At 73.7% G+C, this 18516-nt stretch carries 21 protein-coding genes and 1 riboswitch; of the genes, 13 read left to right on the top strand and 8 right to left on the bottom strand.

Going from position 1 to position 18516, the window contains the following annotated elements:
• Positions 1-100 precede the first annotated feature (100 nt).
• On the bottom strand, positions 101-1333 hold the full coding sequence (locus tag AB0H87_RS21620) for a family 43 glycosylhydrolase (protein WP_360148247.1): 1233 nt from the start codon (positions 1331-1333) through the stop codon (positions 101-103).
• Between AB0H87_RS21620 and AB0H87_RS21615 the strand changes: the two genes are divergently transcribed.
• Both AB0H87_RS21615 and AB0H87_RS21610 read left to right on the top strand, forming a co-directional pair.
• Positions 1312-1983 carry a DUF1275 family protein gene (locus AB0H87_RS21615; RefSeq protein WP_360148241.1) on the top strand — a complete coding sequence of 224 codons (672 nt, stop codon included), beginning with the start codon at positions 1312-1314 and terminating at the stop codon, positions 1981-1983. The genes AB0H87_RS21620 and AB0H87_RS21615 overlap by 22 nt on opposite strands.
• Positions 1984-2009: 26 nt before the next feature.
• Positions 2010-2441: a VOC family protein gene (locus tag AB0H87_RS21610; RefSeq protein ID WP_360148238.1), complete on the top strand. Its 432-nt coding sequence runs from the start codon at positions 2010-2012 to the stop codon at positions 2439-2441.
• A 6-nt stretch (positions 2442-2447) separates the two neighbouring features.
• On the opposite strand, the gene AB0H87_RS21605 is transcribed toward AB0H87_RS21610, so the two are convergent.
• Positions 2448-3551 (bottom strand): GDSL-type esterase/lipase family protein, encoded by a 1104-nt coding sequence (locus AB0H87_RS21605; RefSeq protein ID WP_360148235.1) that lies wholly within the window; start codon positions 3549-3551, stop codon positions 2448-2450.
• Between the two features lie 137 nt (positions 3552-3688).
• On the opposite strand from AB0H87_RS21605, the gene AB0H87_RS21600 reads away from it, so the two are divergent.
• The 8 genes from AB0H87_RS21600 (at position 3689) to thiD (ending at position 9731) form a co-directional block, all read left to right on the top strand.
• Complete coding sequence (locus tag AB0H87_RS21600) at positions 3689-4198, top strand: MarR family transcriptional regulator (protein ID WP_360148232.1); 510 nt, start codon at positions 3689-3691, stop codon at positions 4196-4198.
• Positions 4199-4242: 44 nt separating this feature from the next.
• Positions 4243-4355, top strand: a riboswitch (TPP riboswitch).
• Entirely contained in the window at positions 4345-5664 is a 1320-nt protein-coding gene (locus AB0H87_RS21595; RefSeq protein ID WP_360148229.1) for a cytosine permease, read from the top strand. Its footprint overlaps the riboswitch before it by 11 nt.
• Complete coding sequence (gene thiE / locus AB0H87_RS21590) at positions 5661-6272, top strand: thiamine phosphate synthase (RefSeq protein ID WP_360148226.1); 612 nt, start codon at positions 5661-5663, stop codon at positions 6270-6272. The genes AB0H87_RS21595 and thiE overlap by 4 nt, the downstream gene beginning before the upstream one ends.
• Entirely contained in the window at positions 6269-7375 is a 1107-nt protein-coding gene (gene thiO, locus AB0H87_RS21585) for a glycine oxidase ThiO (protein ID WP_360148223.1), read from the top strand. Before thiE ends, thiO begins: the two co-directional genes overlap by 4 nt.
• Positions 7372-7569, top strand: coding sequence for a sulfur carrier protein ThiS (gene thiS, locus AB0H87_RS21580; RefSeq protein ID WP_360148220.1), 198 nt, complete (start codon positions 7372-7374; stop codon positions 7567-7569). The genes thiO and thiS overlap by 4 nt, the downstream gene beginning before the upstream one ends.
• A 4-nt stretch (positions 7570-7573) precedes the next feature.
• A complete protein-coding gene (locus tag AB0H87_RS21575; protein WP_360148217.1) occupies positions 7574-8350 on the top strand; it encodes a thiazole synthase in 777 nt (258 codons plus the stop codon).
• Positions 8347-8922: a thiamine phosphate synthase gene (locus tag AB0H87_RS21570; RefSeq protein ID WP_360148214.1), complete on the top strand. Its 576-nt coding sequence runs from the start codon at positions 8347-8349 to the stop codon at positions 8920-8922. The genes AB0H87_RS21575 and AB0H87_RS21570 overlap by 4 nt, the downstream gene beginning before the upstream one ends.
• Positions 8919-9731, top strand: a complete 813-nt coding sequence (gene thiD, locus AB0H87_RS21565; protein WP_360148211.1) for a bifunctional hydroxymethylpyrimidine kinase/phosphomethylpyrimidine kinase — start codon at positions 8919-8921, stop codon at positions 9729-9731. Before AB0H87_RS21570 ends, thiD begins: the two co-directional genes overlap by 4 nt.
• A gap of 3 nt (positions 9732-9734) precedes the next feature.
• On the opposite strand, the gene AB0H87_RS21560 is transcribed toward thiD, so the two are convergent.
• The 3 genes from AB0H87_RS21560 to AB0H87_RS21550 are packed head-to-tail and all read right to left on the bottom strand — an operon-like array spanning position 9735 to position 11814.
• Positions 9735-10880 (bottom strand): DUF6596 domain-containing protein, encoded by a 1146-nt coding sequence (locus tag AB0H87_RS21560; RefSeq protein ID WP_360148208.1) that lies wholly within the window; start codon positions 10878-10880, stop codon positions 9735-9737.
• Positions 10877-11284, bottom strand: a complete 408-nt coding sequence (locus tag AB0H87_RS21555) for a YciI family protein (protein ID WP_360148205.1) — start codon at positions 11282-11284, stop codon at positions 10877-10879. The genes AB0H87_RS21560 and AB0H87_RS21555 overlap by 4 nt, the downstream gene beginning before the upstream one ends.
• Positions 11285-11316: 32 nt before the next feature.
• A complete protein-coding gene (locus AB0H87_RS21550; RefSeq protein ID WP_360148202.1) occupies positions 11317-11814 on the bottom strand; it encodes a pyridoxamine 5'-phosphate oxidase family protein in 498 nt (165 codons plus the stop codon).
• A gap of 239 nt (positions 11815-12053) precedes the next feature.
• On the opposite strand from AB0H87_RS21550, the gene modA reads away from it, so the two are divergent.
• From modA to AB0H87_RS21535, 3 genes are read left to right on the top strand one after another with little or no spacing between them, the layout of a single operon-like run.
• Entirely contained in the window at positions 12054-12860 is an 807-nt protein-coding gene (gene modA / locus AB0H87_RS21545; protein ID WP_360148199.1) for a molybdate ABC transporter substrate-binding protein, read from the top strand.
• An 8-nt stretch (positions 12861-12868) separates the two neighbouring features.
• The gene (locus AB0H87_RS21540; protein ID WP_360148244.1) at positions 12869-13681 is read left to right on the top strand and encodes an ABC transporter permease; all 813 of its coding nucleotides are present in this window, start codon (positions 12869-12871) and stop codon (positions 13679-13681) included.
• Entirely contained in the window at positions 13678-14760 is a 1083-nt protein-coding gene (locus AB0H87_RS21535) for an ABC transporter ATP-binding protein (protein ID WP_360148196.1), read from the top strand. The genes AB0H87_RS21540 and AB0H87_RS21535 overlap by 4 nt, the downstream gene beginning before the upstream one ends.
• On the opposite strand, the gene AB0H87_RS21530 is transcribed toward AB0H87_RS21535, so the two are convergent.
• The 3 genes from AB0H87_RS21530 to AB0H87_RS21520 all read right to left on the bottom strand — a co-directional run.
• Positions 14754-15596, bottom strand: a complete 843-nt coding sequence (locus AB0H87_RS21530; protein ID WP_360148193.1) for a L,D-transpeptidase family protein — start codon at positions 15594-15596, stop codon at positions 14754-14756. The two genes, AB0H87_RS21535 and AB0H87_RS21530, sit on opposite strands and share 7 nt — an antisense overlap.
• A gap of 96 nt (positions 15597-15692) precedes the next feature.
• The gene (locus AB0H87_RS21525; protein ID WP_360148190.1) at positions 15693-16133 is read right to left on the bottom strand and encodes a hypothetical protein; all 441 of its coding nucleotides are present in this window, start codon (positions 16131-16133) and stop codon (positions 15693-15695) included.
• 476 nt (positions 16134-16609) lie between these two features.
• A partial coding sequence (locus tag AB0H87_RS21520; RefSeq protein ID WP_360148187.1) for an FtsX-like permease family protein occupies positions 16610-18516 on the bottom strand: 1907 nt, incomplete at its 5' end.

The following is an 18516-nucleotide window of genomic DNA, read 5'->3' as shown; positions in this document are numbered from 1 at the left end:
CGAGCCAGCGGTGGAACTCCGCGTACGCGGGAACGGTCAGGTAGCTCGTGATCATCCGCCGGCCGACGGCGCGCCGGCCGTGCCGGGCCACGCAGTGAGATCAGCGCCGGTAGAACCGGACGTAGTCGAACAATGCGGTCGCCTGGGGGCTGTCGCCGCCGTGGGAGACCAGGCCGATCCGCGGTGCCGGGCCCGCCGGGAAGGTCCAGACGCCGCCCCAGGTCCAGTGGCGGCCGTCGGTGCTGACCGCCGCCCGGTACTCGTGCTCCCCGGCCCGGTCGGTCCGGTGGGCGAGGCGCAGCCAGGTCGTCTCCGCCGGGGGAGTCTCGACCATGCCGCCGTAGGAGAGCCGGTCGGCGTAGGGCAGCTCGCGGCCGTACTCCACCTGCCGGGTGTTCCAGATCGCGACGTGGCTGAGCCGGGCGAAGTCGTCGTCGCCGGCGTAGACCACGAGCCCGGCCTGCTGGTAGTTGCGGACCGTGTCGACGCCCAGGTCGATGGACAGCTTCGTCTCGACGACCCAGTCGCCGGCCGGCGCGTCCCGCAGCAGCACGCTCGCGTCGTTGGCCGTGCCGACCAGGTCGGCCGCCTGGGTGGGCCAGCGCAGCCCGCCGCCGGTCACGGTCGCGTCCGGGTCGGGCCGGACCCAGCTCCAGCCGGGCGCCAGGCCGGCGCTGAACTCGTCCGACCACGCCGGCCGCTTGACCTTCGCCGCCCACTTCCAGGACTCGTCGGGAACACCCGGGTCGGAGGCCCAGTCGCCACCGCGTACGGTCGGCCACCCGCCCACCCAGTCGAGCCGGTCGACGAGCATCGGGCGCCGGTTGATCCCGTAGGGCTCGTCCAGGTAGGGCTGGCCGCGGTCGATCGCGTGGTAGACGAACCAGTCCCGCCCCCGGTCGTCGGTGACGACCGCGTTGTGCCCGGTGCCGATCCAGCGGTTGCCGTTGGGCTGGATCACCGGCGTGCCGCCGACGCGGGAGGCGAGCAGCGAATGGCCGTCGCGGTCGACGAACGGGCCGGTCGGGCTCTTCGCGCGGCCGGCGAACACGCTGTAGCCGGTGGTCGGCCCGGCGCAGCAGTTGGCCGCGGAGCCGAACAGGTAGTACCAGCCGCCGCGCCGGACCACGTACGCGCCCTCGTAGCGGTTGTCGATCGTGACCTGGGTGGCGGCGCCGGTGACCCGCAGCCCGTCGGCGGACAGCGGCACGGTCCAGATGCCGCCGAAGTACGACCCGTAGTAGAGCCACCGCTGCCCGCTCGCGTCGGTGAGCCCGGCCGGGTCGAAGGTCCACAGGAAGCCGCCGCCCGGTGCCGGCCGGGGGCCGACCAGCGGGGCGCCGGAGTCGGTCCAGGGCCCGGCGGGCCCCGGCGCGGTGGCGCCGGGTCACCCCGCTCTCCCTTGCCGCCTGCGCCGGCGTCGTCGACCTGATCGCCATCGTCGGCCTGGGCGGCGCGTTCGCCAGCGTGGTGACCGGCAACCTGGTCACCGCCGGCCTCGGCATCGGCGCAACGAACAACCACGCCTTCGCCGCGCCCGCGATAGCGGTCGCGGCCTACGCCGCGGGCGTCGCACTGGCGCTGCTCGTGCCGCGCGTGCGCTGGCCGGGCCACCTGCTCGTCGAACTGGCGCTGCTGGGCGCCCTGACGGCGGGCTGGATGGCGACGGACGGCGCACCCGGCCGCACGACCCGGTTGCTGCTGCTCGCGACGGGCAGTCTGGCGATGGGCGTGCAGAGCGTGGTGGCGCGCTGGCTGCACGAGTCGACGACGTATCTCACGGGCACGCTCACCGGCGCGGTGCACGACCTGGTCACGGGCCGCGAAGGCACCCGGGCGGCCGCCATCGGCCAACTGACCGCCCTGACCGCCGGCGCCACGGTCGCGGCGGCCCTCCTGACCGCGGCCCGCTGGTCGGCGCCGCTGCTCGCGCTGCTCCTTCTCGTGGCCGCGATAACGGCCCGTCGTCCGGCGCGCGCGTGAGGGGCGTTATGCGGGAAGCTGTGGGCATGGCTGAGGAACCGAATCCGGCGGGCGAGCCTTCGCCACCGGTAATCTCCGTGATGCTGATCGTCCCGGACGCGGACGCCGCGGTTGCCTGGTACAGGACCGCACTGGGCGCGTCAGAGCTGTGGAACCTAGGTGGCGTGGCCGGCCTCGAGATCGGTGGCGCCGCCTTCTTCCTCCACGAGGTCAATCCCGAGAATCCCACTGAGACCAGTCCCGACCGGGCGGGGGTCACCAGCACCCGGATCGAGATGTTCGCCGAGGACCCCGACGACTTCATCGCGCGCGCCGTCGCCGCGGGCGCTGTCGCCGGATCGGTAATCGAAGATCACCAAGTGCCCTGGGGCACGCACCGTCAAGGTGGCTTCACGGACCCGTTCGGTCACACGTGGTCCGTCGGCGACACCTCACCCCTGCTTCCGTTCCCACGCTGATCGGTCTCATCGGGCGAGGGAGGCCAGGTCCACGGCGTCGGCGATGGCGCGGGCGCCGTCGTCGTTTAGGTGCATGCCGTCGCCGCTGTCCAGGACCGGGTTGATGTAGTCAGGTGCGGCGGGGTTCTCCACCGCGCCGGCGACGTCGAACACTCCGTCGAAGACGTCCGTCGTCCGGATCCAGTCGTTGACCGCGCGCCGGGCGGCGAGGCCCTCCGGCGTGCTGATCCCGGGATAGATGGCACCAGCGAACGGCCCGATGGTGCCCACGACGATCTTCAGCCCGGCCTCGTGCGCGCGGCGGGCCAGGGTCGTGAAGCCCTCGATCAAGGCGTCCTCGGTCGCGGGCGGCTCGCCGACCATGCCCGGCAGGCCGAGGTCGTTGATGCCGAAGTGGACCAGCACGTGGGTCACGCCCGGCACCGCCAGCACGTCGCGGTCGAAGCGGGCCAGTGCGTGCTCGCCGATCTCGTCCGCGAGGAGGCGGTTGCCGGCGATGCCCTGGTTGACCACCCAGCCCCGCTCGAGGCGCCGGTTGAGGAAGTCCACGGAGCGGTTGTTCGCGTCGATCGTGGAGCCGACCCCTTCGAACCAGGAGTCACCGAACGCCACGGCGATCGGCGTGGCGTCCGGGGTGAGGACGTCGACCCCGGAGACGTAGAACCTGGCCTCGACCTGCTCGGCGTTCGGGAGGGTGGCGGACGCGACGTGGTTGCCCGCGACGATGTGGGCGAGCGAGGCGGGCTTGTGTGCGTACGTGGCGAGGCCCGTCTCCTCCGGGAGGTAGAGACGCAGGTCCAGGTCGGCGCCGGCGGCGACGGGCAGGTCGATCGGGTCGGCGACGACCTCCTCGCCGGGCGCGACGGTGAACTTCTCGGCGCCGCCGACGGTGACGGGGGCGTGCCGCTGCCCGGTAAAGACCGATGCCGCGCCGACCGTGAGGGCTGTGCGGCCGTAGAGGTTCGTGAGGCGCACGCGAACCGCCTGTCCCCCGCCGGCCAGGTGGAGCACCTGACGCACCGTCCGGTCGGCGAAGCCGCGCGGTTCGTTGAGCTTGACCTGCTCGTACGGGCTGATGACGGCAGACCGGAAGCCGGCTGTCCAGATCATGGTTCGCTCCCTGCGCTCGGAAATGTTGCTTTGAACTCGAAGCAAGTCAACCTCATCTTGCTTCGATTTCGAAGCAATTCCGCACGTTGGTGACCAGGGACACAATGCTTCGAACTCGAAGCGGTACGGTGTGGCAGATGACCGGCTCCCATCCCGACCCCGGCGGGCTCGACCCCGAGCAGCTGGACGCGTACTTCGCGCTGATGGAAGCCGTGGGCCTGCTCGAGCATCAGGTCGAGCAGCACCTCCGCGCCGACGGCGGCATCAGCTACGTGCAGTTCCAGCTGCTGGGCCGGCTCGCCGGCGCCAACGGCCAGCTGACCATGACACAGCTGGCCGACGGCGTGGTCTACAGCCGCAGCGGCCTGACCTACCAGGCGGGTCTGCTGGAGAAGGCCGGGCTCATCACCCGCAGCCAGAGCACCGACGACGAGCGCGCCACCGCGGTCACCATCACCCGGAAGGGTATGCAGCTCTTCAGCCGCGTCCTGCCGGGCCACGTCCAGGTGCTGCGCCGCCTGCTGCTCGCGCCACTGTCCGATGAGGACCTGCGGACCCTCGGCGACATCATGGGTCGGGTGCGCGACCACATGCGCAGCCAGCCGCCGCGCTCGGCCGCACCGCGCAAGCGCCGCGACGCGCGGTGATGTGCGTAACCATGGCGTTCACCCAGCGTTTGTCGTAACCTGCCGGAAGTCACAACGGGAGCTCGGAGCACCGGGCTGAGAGGGCGGCTGACGCGCCGCCGACCGTCGGAACCTGGTCCGGGTAATGCCGGCGTAGGGAGCGTCCCGTGTCAGTGTCCTCGTCCAGTGCCGTCGCCGCCGGTGCGGCCGCGGCGTCCCCGCCTGCCCTCGGCTTTCGCGACACCGCCGGCCTGTTCGGCAGCCTCGGCGTCAGCCTCCTGTTGCCCGTCGCGGCCACCTTCGCCGTGCTGCCCGGGCGCCCGCTCTGGGTGACCGTGCTCGCGATCGTGGTCGGCGCCGTGATCGGGTCCCTGCTGCTCGGCCTCGGCGCCGCCGCCGGTGCCCGCGAGGGCGCGCCCACCATGGTCCTACTCCGCGGGCTGCTCGGCCGGCGGCTGTCGTACCTCCCGACCGTGTTCAACCTCGTCCAGTGCGTCGGCTGGGCGACCTTCGAGATCTTCATCATCGCGACCGCCGCCGCCCAGGTGCTGGACGCCCCCAAGTGGCCGTTCGTACTGGTCGCGGGCGCTGCGGCGACCTGGATGGCGATGCGGCCACGGGGCGCGGTTCGCCTGCTCGCCCGGTACGCCGTCTGGGCCGCGTTGATCGCCGGCGCCTACCTGTTCGTCGAGGTGCTGCGGGCCGGCCCGAAGCCCCTGACCGGCGACGGCGGCTCGTTCTGGACCGCCGTCGACGTGGTGATCGCCATGCCGGTCTCGTGGTTCCCGCTGGTCGCCGACTACACCCGGCACACCCGCAGCGGGCGGGCCGCGTTCGCCGGGGTCGCGGTCGGCTACGGCACCGCGACGATCGCCTGCTTCCTGCTCGGCGCGCTGGCGCTGGCCGCCTACGGCGCCGGCGGGCTGGACGTCGTCGACGCGCTGCTGGCCGTGCCGCTCGGGGCCGTCGCGCTGGCCGTGCTGGTGGTCGTCGAGGTGGACGAGGCGTTCGCCAACGTCTACTCGACCGCGGTCTCGGCGGGCAACATCGTCGAGCGGCTCGACCGGCGGCTGCTCGCGGTCGGGGTCGGCGCCACGGCCACACTGCTGGCCCTGGCCGTCGACATCGTGTCCTACGAGCCGTTCCTGTTCCTGATCGGCGCGGTGTTCGTGCCGCTGGTCGGTGTGTTCGCGGTGGCCTACTTCGTGCTGCCGCGCGGTCGGTGGGACGTGTCCGCGACCGCGCCCGCCCGGCCGTGGCTGCTGCTCCCCTGGGCCGCCGGCTTCATCGCCTACCAGCTCACGCTGCCGACGTTCTTCCCGGCGGCCGGGCAGGGCTGGACCCAGTGGTGGACGGCCCGTCAACAGGACCTGGGCATCGATCCGGCCAACGGGTGGTCGGCGTCGTTGGTGAGTCTCGCGGTGGCGTCGGTGTTGACGTTGGTCTTCCTGGTGCCGGCGCGCCGGCGGAAAGCGGTGGCGGCATGATCGGGCGGCTGCACGTGGTGACCGACGCGGCGGGCGGCGCTTCCGCGCTGGAGACGGTGCGGGCCGCGCTGGCCGGCGGCGCGCCGGTGGTCCAGGTCCGCACGAAGACCGGAACCGACCGCGAGCGGTACGCGTTCGCGCGCGAGGTGGTGCTGCTCTGCCGGGCGGCCGGCGCACAGTGCATCGTCAACGACCGGGTCGACCTCGCGCTCGCCGCCCGGGCCGACGGCACCCACGTCGGCGCGGACGACCTGCCGATCGAGGTGGTGCGCCGGATCGCCGGCCCGGCCCATCTCATCGGCGGCACGGCCCGCGACCCGGAACGGGCGCTGGCGCTCGTCGCCGCCGGTGCGGACTATCTCGGTGTGGGGCCCGCGTTCGCCACGTCCACGAAGGACGGGTTGCCCGATCCGATCGGTCCGGAGCGCGTCGCCGAGGTCGCCGCGGCGGTACGCGTCCCCGTGATCGCGATCGGTGGGGTGACCGCGGAGCGGGTGCCGCTGCTGCGGGCCGCGCACGGCGTCGCCGTCGTGTCGGCGGTCTCGGCCGCGCCCGACCCGGCCGAGGCGACCAAGCGGCTGCTCGCCGCGCTGGACGACCGGTCATGAGCGTGCTGGTGGCCGGCGGCGGGCTGATCGGGCTCGCGGTCGCCTGGCGGGCGGCGCGGCGTGGGCTGTCGGTCATCGTGGTCGACGAGGACCCCGGCAACGGCGCCTCGCGCGCGGCGGCCGGGATGCTGGCCCCGCTGACCGAAGCGGCGTACGGCGAGGAGGCCCTGCGCGCGCTGAGCCGGACCTCGCTGGAGCGCTATCCGGCGTTCCTCGCCGACCTCGCCGCCGACGGCGGTGGCACCGTGGCGCTGCGTACCGCCGGCACGCTCGAAGTGGGTTTCGACGCCGACGACATGGCCGAGCTGGACCGGCTGCACGCCTACTATCTCGAGTCCGGCCTGCCGGTCGAGCGATTGACGGGCAGCCAGGCCCGGCGACGCGAGCCGGCGCTCAGCCCGCGGGTGCGCGGGGCGCTGCACGCCGCCGGCGACCACTCGATCGACCCGCGCGCCCTCCATGCCGCGCTGTTCGCGGCCGCCGAGCAGGTCGGCGTCCACATCGTACGGTCGCGGATCGCCGAGCTGGTCGTCACGGACGGGCGGGCGACCGGCCTGCGCCTGGCGGGCGGCTCGGAGCTCGCGGGAGAGACGGTCGTGCTGGCGCTGGGCGCCTGGAGCGGGACCCTGCCCGGCGCTCCCCCGCTGCCGGTCCGGCCGGTGAAGGGCCAGATCCTGCGGCTGCGGGGCACCGACGGGCTGCTCGCCGGCACGGTCCGGGCACTGGTCCGGGGCCGGCACGTCTACCTGGTGCCGTACGCGGCGGACCGGTTGGTGGTCGGTGCCACGAGCGAGGAGCTCGGCTTCGACGCGACGGTCACCGCGGGCGCCGTCCACGACCTCCTGCGCGACGCCATCGAGGTCGTCCCGGAGGTCGCCGAGCTCGAGCTGGTCGAGACGCTGGCCCGGTGGCGGCCGGGCACGCCCGAAAACGCGCCGCTGCTCGGGCCGTCGTCGTTGCCGGGGCTCGTGCTGGCCACCGGCCACCACCGCAACGGCGTGCTGCTCACCCCGGCGACCGCGGACGCGATCGCCGATCTGTTGAGTTCGGGGGCACTGCCGGCGTTCGCCGCGCCGTTCGCCCCCGACGGGAGGATGTCATGACCCTGACCGTCAACGGCGAGGCCGTCGACCTGGCGCCGGCGGTGACCGTGGCCGAGCTGGTCGCGGCCCGCACGGACCAGCGCCGGATCGCGGTGGCCCGCAACGGCGAGGTGGTGCCGCGCGGCGAGTGGGCGACCACGACGCTGGCCGAGGGCGACGAGGTGGAGATCCTCGCCGCGGTCGCGGGTGGGTGAGCCGGTGAGCGACGACGTGTTCGAGCTGGGCGGCGAGTCGCTGCCCTCGCGGCTCATCCTCGGCACCGGCGGCGTGCCGAGCCTCGACGTGCTGGCCCGTGCGGTCGCGGCGTCCGGCACCGCGCTGGTCACGGTCGCGCTGCGCCGGGTCGAGGCGTCCACCGGCGGCGCGCTGGCCGACGTGCTGGAGCGCTGCGGCGTGCGGCTGCTGCCGAACACCGCGGGCTGCTTCACCGCGCGGGAGGCGGTGCGCACCGCCCGGCTCGCCCGCGAGGCCTTCGAGACCGACTGGGTGAAACTCGAGGTGATCGGCGACGAGCGGACCCTGCTGCCGGACCCGGTCGAGCTGCTGGACGCGGCCGAGCAGCTGGTCGCGGACGGGTTCACGGTGCTCCCGTACACGAACGACGACCCGATCACGGCGCGGCGCCTGGCCGATGCCGGTTGTGCGGCCGTGATGCCGCTGGGCTCGCCGATCGGCAGCGGCCTGGGCATCCGCAACCCGCACAACATCGCGCTGATCCGCGAGACCGTGGACGTGCCGGTGATCCTGGACGCCGGGCTGGGCACCGCGTCCGACGCCGCGCTGGCGATGGAGCTGGGCTGCGACGGGGTGCTGCTCGCGTCGGCCGTGACCCGGGCCCGCGATCCGGAACGGATGGCACAGGCGATGCGGCACGCGGTGGAGGCCGGTCGGCTGGCGTACGGCGCGGGCCGGATCGAGAAGCGCTGGCACGCGGCCATGGCGTCCACACAGGACGCCGGTCGGGCCGCGTTGTGAGGCTGCCGCGGCTGTTGGTGCTGACCGACCGCGGCATGTGCGCCGGCCCGCTCCCCTCGACCGTCGCCGCGGCGGTGGAGGCGGGGGCGCGGGCGGTGGTCCTGCGGGAGAAGGATCTGCCGCCCCACGAGCGTGCCGTGCTGGCGCGCGCGATCGCGGGTATCCTTGGTCCCGTGGACGGGACCCTGATCGTGGCGAGCTCCGGCACCGGCGCGGTCCATCTGGCCGCCCGGGACCCGTTTCCGGAGCCACGGCCGGCGCTGGTCGGCCGGTCATGCCACTCGGTCGCGTCGGTGGCCGCGGCCGTGGCCGAGGGCTGCGACTACGTGACGGTGTCCCCGGTGTTCCCGACGGCCTCGAAGCCCGGCTACGGTCCCGCCCTCGGCGTCGACGGGCTGGCCGTTCGCACGCGGGACGCGCCACCGGTGTACGCCCTGGGCGGCGTGCTGCCGTCCGCCGTTCGTGCCTGCCGCGCCGCCGGTGCGCACGGCGTCGCCGTGATGGGCCCGGTGATGCGCGACCCCCGGCTGGTCGCCGCCTATGTGGACGCACTCGAGGAGGAACTGCCGTGAACCCGCCCGTCGCGCTGACCATCGCCGGCTCCGACTCCGGCGGCGGCGCCGGCATCCAGGCCGACCTCAAGACGTTCGCCGCACTGCGGGTCTTCGGCACGAGCGCGATCACGGCGCTGACGGCGCAGAACACCGTCGGCGTACGCGGGGTGCACGCGACGCCGACGGAGTTCGTGGTGGCCCAGATCGCCGCGGTCCTCGACGACCTGCCAGTGGCCGCGGTCAAGACCGGAATGCTGGCCACGGCGGCGACGGTCCGCGCGGTGGCGGACCTCGCGGCGCAAGGTCGCCTCCCGCACCTGGTGGTGGACCCGGTGATGGTCTCGTCGAGCGGCGACCGCCTGCTGGAGCCCGCGGCCGAGACCGCCTACCGCGACCGCCTGTTCCCGCACGCCGCGCTCGTCACCCCCAACCTGCGCGAGGCGGAGGCGCTGCTCGGCGTCACAATCCGCAGCCGGGCGGACCAGCACGACGCGGCCCGGGCCCTGGGCGACCTGGGCGCAGCGGCCGCGGTGGTCAAGGGCGGCCACCCGGCCGGCGACCCGGACGGCGCGGCCGTGGACGTGGTCTGGGACGGCAAGGAGACCTACGAGCTGCGCGCCCCCTGGGTCGACACCCCGAACAACCACGGCACGGGCTGCTCGTTCGCCTCCGCGATCGCCGCGCACCTGGCCCAGGGCGACGACCTGCGGACGGCCCTGACAGGCGCGAAGGCGTTCGTCACGCGCACGGTCACCGGCGGCGCCGCCTGGCGCCTGGGCGCGGGCCACGGGCCGCTGGACCACTTCGGCTGGACGACCGCGCGCTGACGGTCACGCCCGCAGTGACTGCCGCACCCGGGCCGCCTCGCGGGTGAGGTGGTCGCGCTCCGGTGCGCTGGTGGCGGCGCGGGATGCCACGGCGTACAGGTCGGCGGCCTGCGCGAGGTCGCCGGCGCGTTCGAGCAGATAGGCGCGGACCGCGGTGTACCGCGGCAGGTCCGGGTCGACCTTGCCCAGCTCCGTCAGGCCGGCCGGCGGCCCGTCGGCCTCGCCGACCGCGACCGCCCGGTTGAGTCGCACCACCGGGCTGTCCGTGAGCCGCAGCAGTTCGTCGTACCACTCGACGATCTGCACCCAGTCCGTCTCGGCCGCGGTCCGGGCATCCGCGTGCAGGGCGGCGATCGCGGCCTGGGCCTGGTACTCGCCCAACCGGTCGCGAGCCAGTGCCGCCTGCAGCACCGTCACCCCTTCGGCGATGAGGTCGGTGTCCCACCGGGACCGGTCCTGTTCGCCGAGGGGCACCAGGCGCCCGCCCGGTCCGACGCGGGACGCGCGGCGGGCGTGGTGCAGCAGCATGAGCGCCAGCAGGCCCGCGACCTCGGGCTCGTCCGTGGTGGCGGCCAGCTGCCGGGTGAGCCGGATCGCTTCGGCGGCCAGGTCGACGTCCCCGCCGTAGCCCTCGTTGAAGACGAGGTAGAGGACGCGCAGCACGGTCGCCAGGTCGCCGGGCTGGTCGAGCGGCAGGCCCGTGATCCGCCGCTTGGCCCGGCTGATCCGCTGTGCCATGGTCGCCTCGGGCACGAGGTACGCCGTCGCGATCTGCCGGGTCGTCAGCCCGCCGACCGCGCGCAGCGTCAACGCGACGGCCGAGCCGGGCGACAGCGACGGGTGCGCGCACAGGAAGTAGAGCCACAGTGAGTCGTCCGCGCCCGGCACCGGCCCGGCCGGCGGCTCGACCTCCACGACGAGCTCCCGCCCGCGCCGCGACGTTTCGGCCCGGGCGGCGTCGAGGAACTTGCGCCAGGCGGCCGCGACGAGCCAGGCCTTCGCGTCGCGCGGTGGATCGTCCGGCCAGGTCCGCAGGGCGCGGATCAGGGCCTCCTGCACGGCGTCCTCGGCCGAGGCGAAGTCCGCACCGCGCCGGACGAGGACGCCGAGCACGGCGGGCACGAGCTCCCGCAGAAGTGTCTCGTTCACTCGGTCACCGTGGGCAATTCGGTGAACAGCGGCCGCAGCTCGAGCCACTCCTGGACCGGCTTTCCGCCCGCGCCGGGAGCGGCGGACAGCTCACCGGCCAGTTCGAGCGCGCGTTCGTAGGACTCGACGTCGATCAGCATCCAGCCGGCGATCAGGTCCTTCGTCTCGGCGAACGGCCCATCCGTGATCGGTGGGCGGCCCTCGCCGTCCGAGCGCACGAACGTGCCCTGCGGCGCGAGCGCCAGGTGGTCGACGAACTCGCCGCTTTCCTCGAGCCGCGCCGCGAAGTCACGCATGTACTGGATGTGGGCCTCGAGCTCCGCCGGGGTCCACTGGTCCATCGGCACGTCGTTGACCGACGCCGGCGCGCCCCGGTAGTGCTTGAGCAGCAGGTACTTGGCCATCGTCGTCTCCTCGTGGGGTCAGGACCCCATTCTCAGGCCTGCTGCCGTTCGGCCCGCTGCCGGATCAGCTCCTCGACCGCGCTGGGCAGGGTGGTCTCGAAGTCGATGAGCTTCGCCCAGGTCGGCGTCACGACGATCCGGACCATCCCGTCGTAGAGGGCGCGGACCTCGGCCTCCCACACGACGCGCTGCTCCGGCGTCATCACGTAGCTGCCGTTCATCTGGAGGTACTCCTCCGGGATGCCGTCGACCACGTCGAGCTCGGCCCGCCCGCGGATGAGCAGGATCTTCGGCGGGTGGACCTCGGTGTCGATCGTCAGGGCGACCATCGGGTTGGCGCGCAGGGCGGGCAGCTTGGGCGCGTTCTTCGAGGTGCACATGACGATCTCCGAGCCGTTCCAGGTGAAGCCGATCGGGATGCTGCGCGGCGTGCCGTCCTTCGCGACGTAGGCCAGCCGGGTCAGGTCGCGGGCCAGCAGCTCCTGGCTGATCGGGCGGTTCAGGACCTCGGTGATCTCGGTCGGTCGCATGGTGATCTCTCCATCGTCGTCGTCGGGCGGCCTGTCCGTCGGCCGCTCCTGACGCTGGGACGGAGCCGGCCGGACGTTCTCGACATGCGCACCACAAAAACTTGGCGGCAGCGTGTCGTCATGCAGGTGCAAGCCGTCAACGACGGATTTGCCGCGAAAGCGAGCCCAAATGGCGATCGCAGCCAGCACCTGCGACTGCTAACGTGCGGACTGGGACCCGGCAGGAGGAGGACCAGCGCGTGATCACACGCTCGGTACGTGGAATCGTGGCCGGCCTGGCGGTGACCGCCCTGCTGGCCGTCGGCGCGTGCGGCAGCGGCGACGGGTCGACCGGCAGCGTGGGTGCGCCGGCGCCCACCTCGCCGGGTGTCAGCGGCGACGTCACCGTGTTCGCGGCGGCGTCGTTGACCGAGGCCTTCACGCAGATCGGGAAGGACTTCGAGGCGGCCAACCCGGGCACCAAGGTGACGTTCAGCTTCGCCGGCTCGTCGGCGCTGGCGACGCAGATCGACCAGGGTGCGCCCGCCGACGTGTTCGCGTCCGCGGCACCGGCCAACATGAAGACCGTCACCGACGCCGGCGACGCCGAGGGACAGCCGACCGTCTTCGCCAAGAACCAGTTGGTCATCGCGGTCGCCAAGGGCAACCCGAAGGGCGTCCAGGGGCTGCCCGACCTGAGCAGGTCCGGGGTCAAGGTGGCGCTCTGCGCCGAGCAGGTGCCGTGCGGCGCGGCCGCCAAGAAGGCGCTCGCGGCGTCCGGCACGACTGTCACCCCGGTGACCCAGGAACAGGACGTCAAGGCCGCGCTGTCCAAGGTGACCCTGGGCGAGGTCGACGCGGCGCTGGTCTACCGCACCGACGCCAAGTCCGCCGCCGGTGACGTCGACGCGATCGAGTTCCCCGAGTCGGCGCAGGCCGTCAACGACTACCCGATCGTCGTGCTCAAGAACGCCCCCAACAAGCCGGGCGCGCAGGCGTTCGTCGAATACGTCCTCGCCGACAACGGTGCGAAGGTCCTGACCGACGCGGGTTTCCAGGCACCGTAGTGAGCAGAATCGGCACCACGCCACCCCGCTTCCGGCGGCGGGTGGGCCGTACCCCCGCGGTCCTGGTCCTTCCCGCCGTTCTCGCGCTCGCCTTCCTCGTGCTGCCGCTGGCCGGCCTGCTGGTCCGCGCACCGTGGGCGACGCTGCCCCAGCGCCTGACCGACCCGCAGGTGCTCACGGCGCTGCGCCTGTCGCTGGAGACGGCGACGCTCGCGACCGTGCTGTGCCTGCTGCTCGGCGTGCCGCTCGCCTGGCTGCTGGCCCGCGTCGAGTTCCCGGGCCGCCGCCTGGTCCGCGCCCTCGTGACCGTGCCGCTCGTGCTGCCGCCCGTCGTCGGCGGCCTGGCCCTGCTGCTCGTCTTCGGCCGCCGCGGCCTGCTGGGCCAGTGGCTCGACCAGACGTTCGGGCTGACCTTCGCGTTCACCACCAAGGGCGTCGTCCTGGCCGAGGCGTTCGTCGCCATGCCGTTCCTCGTCATCGCCGTCGAAGGCGCGCTGCGCGGCGCGGACACCCGCTACGAGGAGGCCGCCGCGACGCTCGGAGCCGGGCGGTGGACCACGTTCCGCCGCGTCACGCTTCCCTTGGTGGCGCCGGGGATCGCAGCGGGGGCCGTTCTGTGCTGGGCCCGCGCGCTCGGCGAGTTCGGCGCCACGATCACGTTCGCGGGCAACTTCCCCGGGCGTACGCAGACGATGCCCCTGGCCGTTTATCTCACCCTCGAACAGGACCTCGAGGGCGCGATCGTGCTGAGTCTGATCCTGCTGCTGGTGTCGGTGGTCATCCTCGCCGCACTGCGCGACCGCTGGATCAGTGCGCCATGACCGGGTCGCTTGTGGACGCCCGCATCGTCGTCGACCGGGGCACGTTCCGGCTCGACATCGACCTGCGGATCGACGCCGGGGAGGTCGTGGCGCTGCTCGGACCCAACGGCGCGGGAAAGACGACCGCGCTGCGCGCCCTCGCCGGGCTCGTGCCGCTGACCGACGGTCACATCACACTTCGCGACCGCCGGCTCGACGACGCCCGGGCCCGGCGCTGGGTCCCCGCCGAGCACCGGCCCATCGGCGTCGTGTTCCAGGACTACCTGCTCTTCCCACACCTGTCGGCGCTCGAGAACGTCGCGTTCGGCCCGCGCAGCCACGGGACCGGCCGGCGGGAGGCGCGGACGGTCGCCGCCGCATGGCTGGACCGGGTGGGCCTCGCCGACCACGTGCGCCGCAAGCCGCGTCAGCTCTCCGGCGGTCAGGCGCAACGCGTCGCGCTCGCCCGCGCGCTCGCCGTGGAGCCCGAACTGCTGCTGCTCGACGAGCCGCTCGCGGCCCTCGACGCCCGCACCCGGCTGGACACGCGCGCCGAGCTGCACCGGCACCTCGCGGCCCACCCCGGCGCGACGCTGCTCGTCACGCACGACCCGCTCGACGCCCTGGTCCTCGCGGACCGGCTCGTCATCCTCGAAGGCGGCCGCGTCGTGCAGGAAGGCGACGCCGCCGAGATCACCGCCCAGCCGCGTACGGACTACGTCGCGCGGCTCGTCGGCCTCAACCTCTACCGGGGCCGGGCCACGGGCGGCAGCGTCGAGGTGGCCGGTGGCCTGACCCTGATGACCACCGACGCCGTCGACGGGGACGCCTTCGTCGCGTTCTCACCCATCGCGGTCGCCGTCCACGTCGACCGGCCGACGGGCAGCCCCCGCAACACCTGGCCGGCGACGATCACCGCTGTCCAGCGCCACGGCGACAACCTGCGCCTGCAGCTCGACGGGCCCATCGCCGCCGCGGCCGACATCACGCCGGCCGCCGCCGCACAGCTCGAGCTGACTCCGGGGCGACACGTCTGGGCCGCGGTCAAGGCCACGGAGACCCGCGCCTACCCCGCCGATCTGCCGGCCGAGCCTCAGTAGCGGTCGAGCTCGCCGGTGGGCGCCAGCACGATCCGCGGCTTGGCCGCCGGGTTGAGCCAGCGGAGCACCTTGACCAGGTCCGACTCCGCGATGGCGACGCAGCCGGCGGTCGGTCGACCGGGAATCATGACGTGCAGGAAGATGCCGCTGCCGCGCGGTGGGCTCGCTTCGCGGACCGGGATGTTGTAGTTGATGACGGCGAAGTAGCGGTACTGCGGGTCGGTCTCCCACAGCGCCTCGCTCGGCCCGCCCGGGTCGGCGCCGTGGACGAACGTGTTGTAGCCGGCTGTCTCCGCGTTCTCGTTCCACCAGTCGTTCTCGACCAGGCGGTGGTACGAGTAGCGGACGCCCGGGTTGGCGGCGATGCCGTACATCGTGGCGCCGATCGAGTAGACGCCGGTCGGGGTCGCCGGAGTGCCCTCGGCCATGGTGTCGGTGAAACCCCGGCTGCCCAGCCGCGCCGGCATCCGGTCGAAGGCCGGCGTCCACCGGCCACCGCTCTTCTCGAACGCCTGCAGCGTGCCGACGCTGGTGCCGAAGCCGTTGGCCTGCACGACGATGACCTGGGTGGTGGTCGACGGCAGGCTACGCAGGCGGGACGCGTCGTTGGCCGGCGGCGTCGACCTGGTGGTCCGCGTCGGCGTGGGCCGGACGCGGGGCGTGGGTGATGTGGGCACGTCGGCGCGGTGCGCGAGCTGGTCGCGGGCCGTGGCGGTCGGCGCGGCTTCGACGAGGTCTTGGCCTGGGCCGCTCGTGCCGGCCGGGCCGGTCGTGCCGCAGGCGGACAGCGCGCAAACGGCCAGGAGGGCGAGGGTCGCGCGCCGCAGGGAACTCACGTCGGGCCGCCTCCGTACAGTCCGCATGACGATGCGACGGGAACCCTACTCGCGTTTCCGGCGGCCGGCCGCCACGGGCCGGCCGCGCAGGCCGGCTCAGCCGACCGGGTCCCGTTGGCGCAGGGCGTTGAGCAGCGCCGCGGGTGTGCGGGGATCGCGCACCGTGACCGCGAACTGGTGGCCGTTGGTCAGTTCGACGACCAGGCCCGGGCCCGAGCGGGTGACGAACGCCGACCGGCCGGGGAGCATGAACCGGTAGCCCCAGCCACCCCAGCGCAGCGGGTCGATGTCCTGGACGTAGGCGCGGGCGATGCGGTCGAGCGGGATGCGCTTGAACGGCAGGCGCAGCAGGCCCGCGGTCAGGCGCAGGCCGCGGCGGTCCACCGAGACGCGCACCTCGGCCAGCACGAGCAGGGCCGCTGCCGGCACCACGAGGACCGCCCAGCTCCACGGCTCGGGCGTGGCGGTCGCGGTGACGACGATGCCGGTGAGCAGCGCGACCGTGGTGGCACCGACCAGCAGGCGCGAGCGGAGCACGGTCGTCCACGCAGCACGGTCGTCACCACCGCCAACCGTGGCCGCCGCCGCGGCGCCAAGGTCAGCACCGCGGCGGCGAACAACACCGCCGCCACGAGCGCGCCGAGGGCGGCGTACCGGTCCCTGTCGAGCCCCGCCTCCCAACCCGCCAGCAGGACCGCCCGGTCGGTCACCAGCGGGTTGGCCCAAGCGGCCTGATCGTTGTGCCAGTACAACCTCGCTGCCGCCACCAGCGCGAGCACCCCGATGCCGGCAGCCACCGCCCGCCCGGCGCCGCGTCCGCCCCGGCCCGCCGCGAGCACGTAGCCGAGCAACGCCAACAGCGCGATGAGCCGGAACTGCAGAGCCGGGCCGGGCAGGGCCGTCAGCGCGGCCGCGATGGACAACAAACCGCTCGAGACCCACACCCAGATCAGGACGATCGATAGCCGCACGGCGGAGATCCTGGCACAGGACGGCGCCGCCTGCGGCCACTGCTACTCGTTGCGGGCCGTTTCCGGGCCGGTGATGCGGCGCAGGAGCGGAAGGGTGGCCGCGATGATGCCGAGTGAGGCGAGCAGGCCGCCGCCGACCATGGCGTAGTAGCCCGCGCCCAGGCCGTGCAGCGGGTAGTCCAGCTGCGCCCGCAGGAACAGCGTTGCCGCGAGGAGGCCCGCGCCGATCGCGACCGCGGCGACGACCAGCAGCGGGACCGCCGTCTCCAGGCCGACCACCGACCGGAGCATGCGGATCCGGACGCCGGTCAGGCGCAGCACGCTGAACGGGCGCTTGCGGTCCGTCAGGCCGGCGATCGCGCTGACCGCCAGGCTGCATCCCGCGATCGGCAGGCTGGCCAGGATCACCACGTCGGCCAGGCGCTGGAACTGCACGAGGATGCGGGCCGAGTCAGCCTCGAACTCCGCCTCGCTCGCCGGGAACCGGCCCCACGGGTTCATCGAAGCGAGCGTCGTGCGGGCGTGCTCGACCGCCGCTGCGGACCCGTCGGTCTGCACGACGACGGAAAGCAGCCGCCGCGCGTCGAGGTCGGTCACGGCCGACACCGGCCAGACCCGCTCGTCCGGCGAGACGCCCGGGTCCCGCGGGCCGATCAGGTCGCTCCAGACCGCCACCGTCGAGGCGCCCGCCGGGCAGGAGCCGAACTCCGGCGTACGGGCGAGATCGGCGCAGGCGATCAGCCCGGGGCCCTGCGGGTTGTCGTGGTTGCGGGAGATGTCGCGGTCGTTCTCGCGGACCGGGATCACCGCCACCACGCCCGGTATCTCCGCCAGGCCGGCCGGAATGTCCGACATGGACGGTGCCGGCGTGCCCGGCACGACCTCCTCCGGCCAGAACGTCGTCGACAGCGAGGTCGCCGCGACCGAGTCGCCGGGCGGTGTCGTGCGCTCCGCCACGTACGCCGTGATCGCGCCGCTCGTGGCGGTCATCACGAACAGCGCCACCACGAGGCCGCTGACCGCACGGAACGCCGCCATCGGATCGTCGGCCAGCCGGCGCCCGGCGATCAGCGCCGCCGGCCGCTGGGCGTGACCCGCGACGAGCTGGGCGGCACGCATGGTCAGCCAGGGCCCGGCCAGCACCAGCCCGATGAGCATCAGCACGGCGCCGGCCAGGTAGGCGAACGTCTGCCCGTCGGTTGTCTCCGGCTTGCGCCCGACGAACCAGGCCAGCTCGGCGACGCCCGCGAGCAGCGGGATCAGCCGCCAGGCGCGGGGCGGCTTCGGCGTGACCCGGCGGCTGACGCCCAGCGGCGAGATCCGCACCCGGCGCAGCGCGAGCCGGCCCGCGACCGCGGCGCCGAGCGGGATGCCGACCAGCACCGCGAGCACGTCGACGGCGGTGAGCGCCAGGTCGTGCGGGAAGAACGTGGCGCCGGTGAACGGGATCTCGGCGAGACCCGGCCGGATGGCGAAGAAGACGCCGAGGCCGAGCAGGGCGCCCGCCGCGGCCGCGACGGTGGACTCGACGGTCGCGAGCAACGACACCTGCCGTGGTGTGGCGCCGATCAGCCGCATGGCGGCGAACCGTTGCTCGCGCCGGGCGGCGGAGAGCCGGGTCGCGGTGCCGATGAAGATGAGCACCGGGAAGATCAGCGCGGCCGCGACGACGGAGAGCATCACGGTGAACAGCGTGTCGTTGAGGCCGACGACGCAGCGGTTGCAGTCGGGCGCGTCGCCGGACAGCACCATGCTCACCCGCGCCGCCTGCGGCCGGTCGGCGAGCGCGTCGACCGGCTGGCCGACGACGACGAGCAGGGTGTCGGGCGAGGGCAGCGCGGCGTCGCCGATGACGCGTTGACCATGTGAGCACCGGGGACGCGGAAAGATGGGTGCCCGAGCCGGCGAAGGACACCGGTGCGGGGCGCAGCCCGTACGAGCGTGACCGT

Origin of the sequence: Asanoa sp. NPDC050611 (genome assembly GCF_040654855.1) — a bacterium.
Taxonomy (GTDB): Bacteria; Actinomycetota; Actinomycetes; order Mycobacteriales; family Micromonosporaceae; genus Asanoa.
Note: the sequence above shows the minus strand (reverse complement) of the source record. Positions and strands in the feature narration are given on the sequence as shown.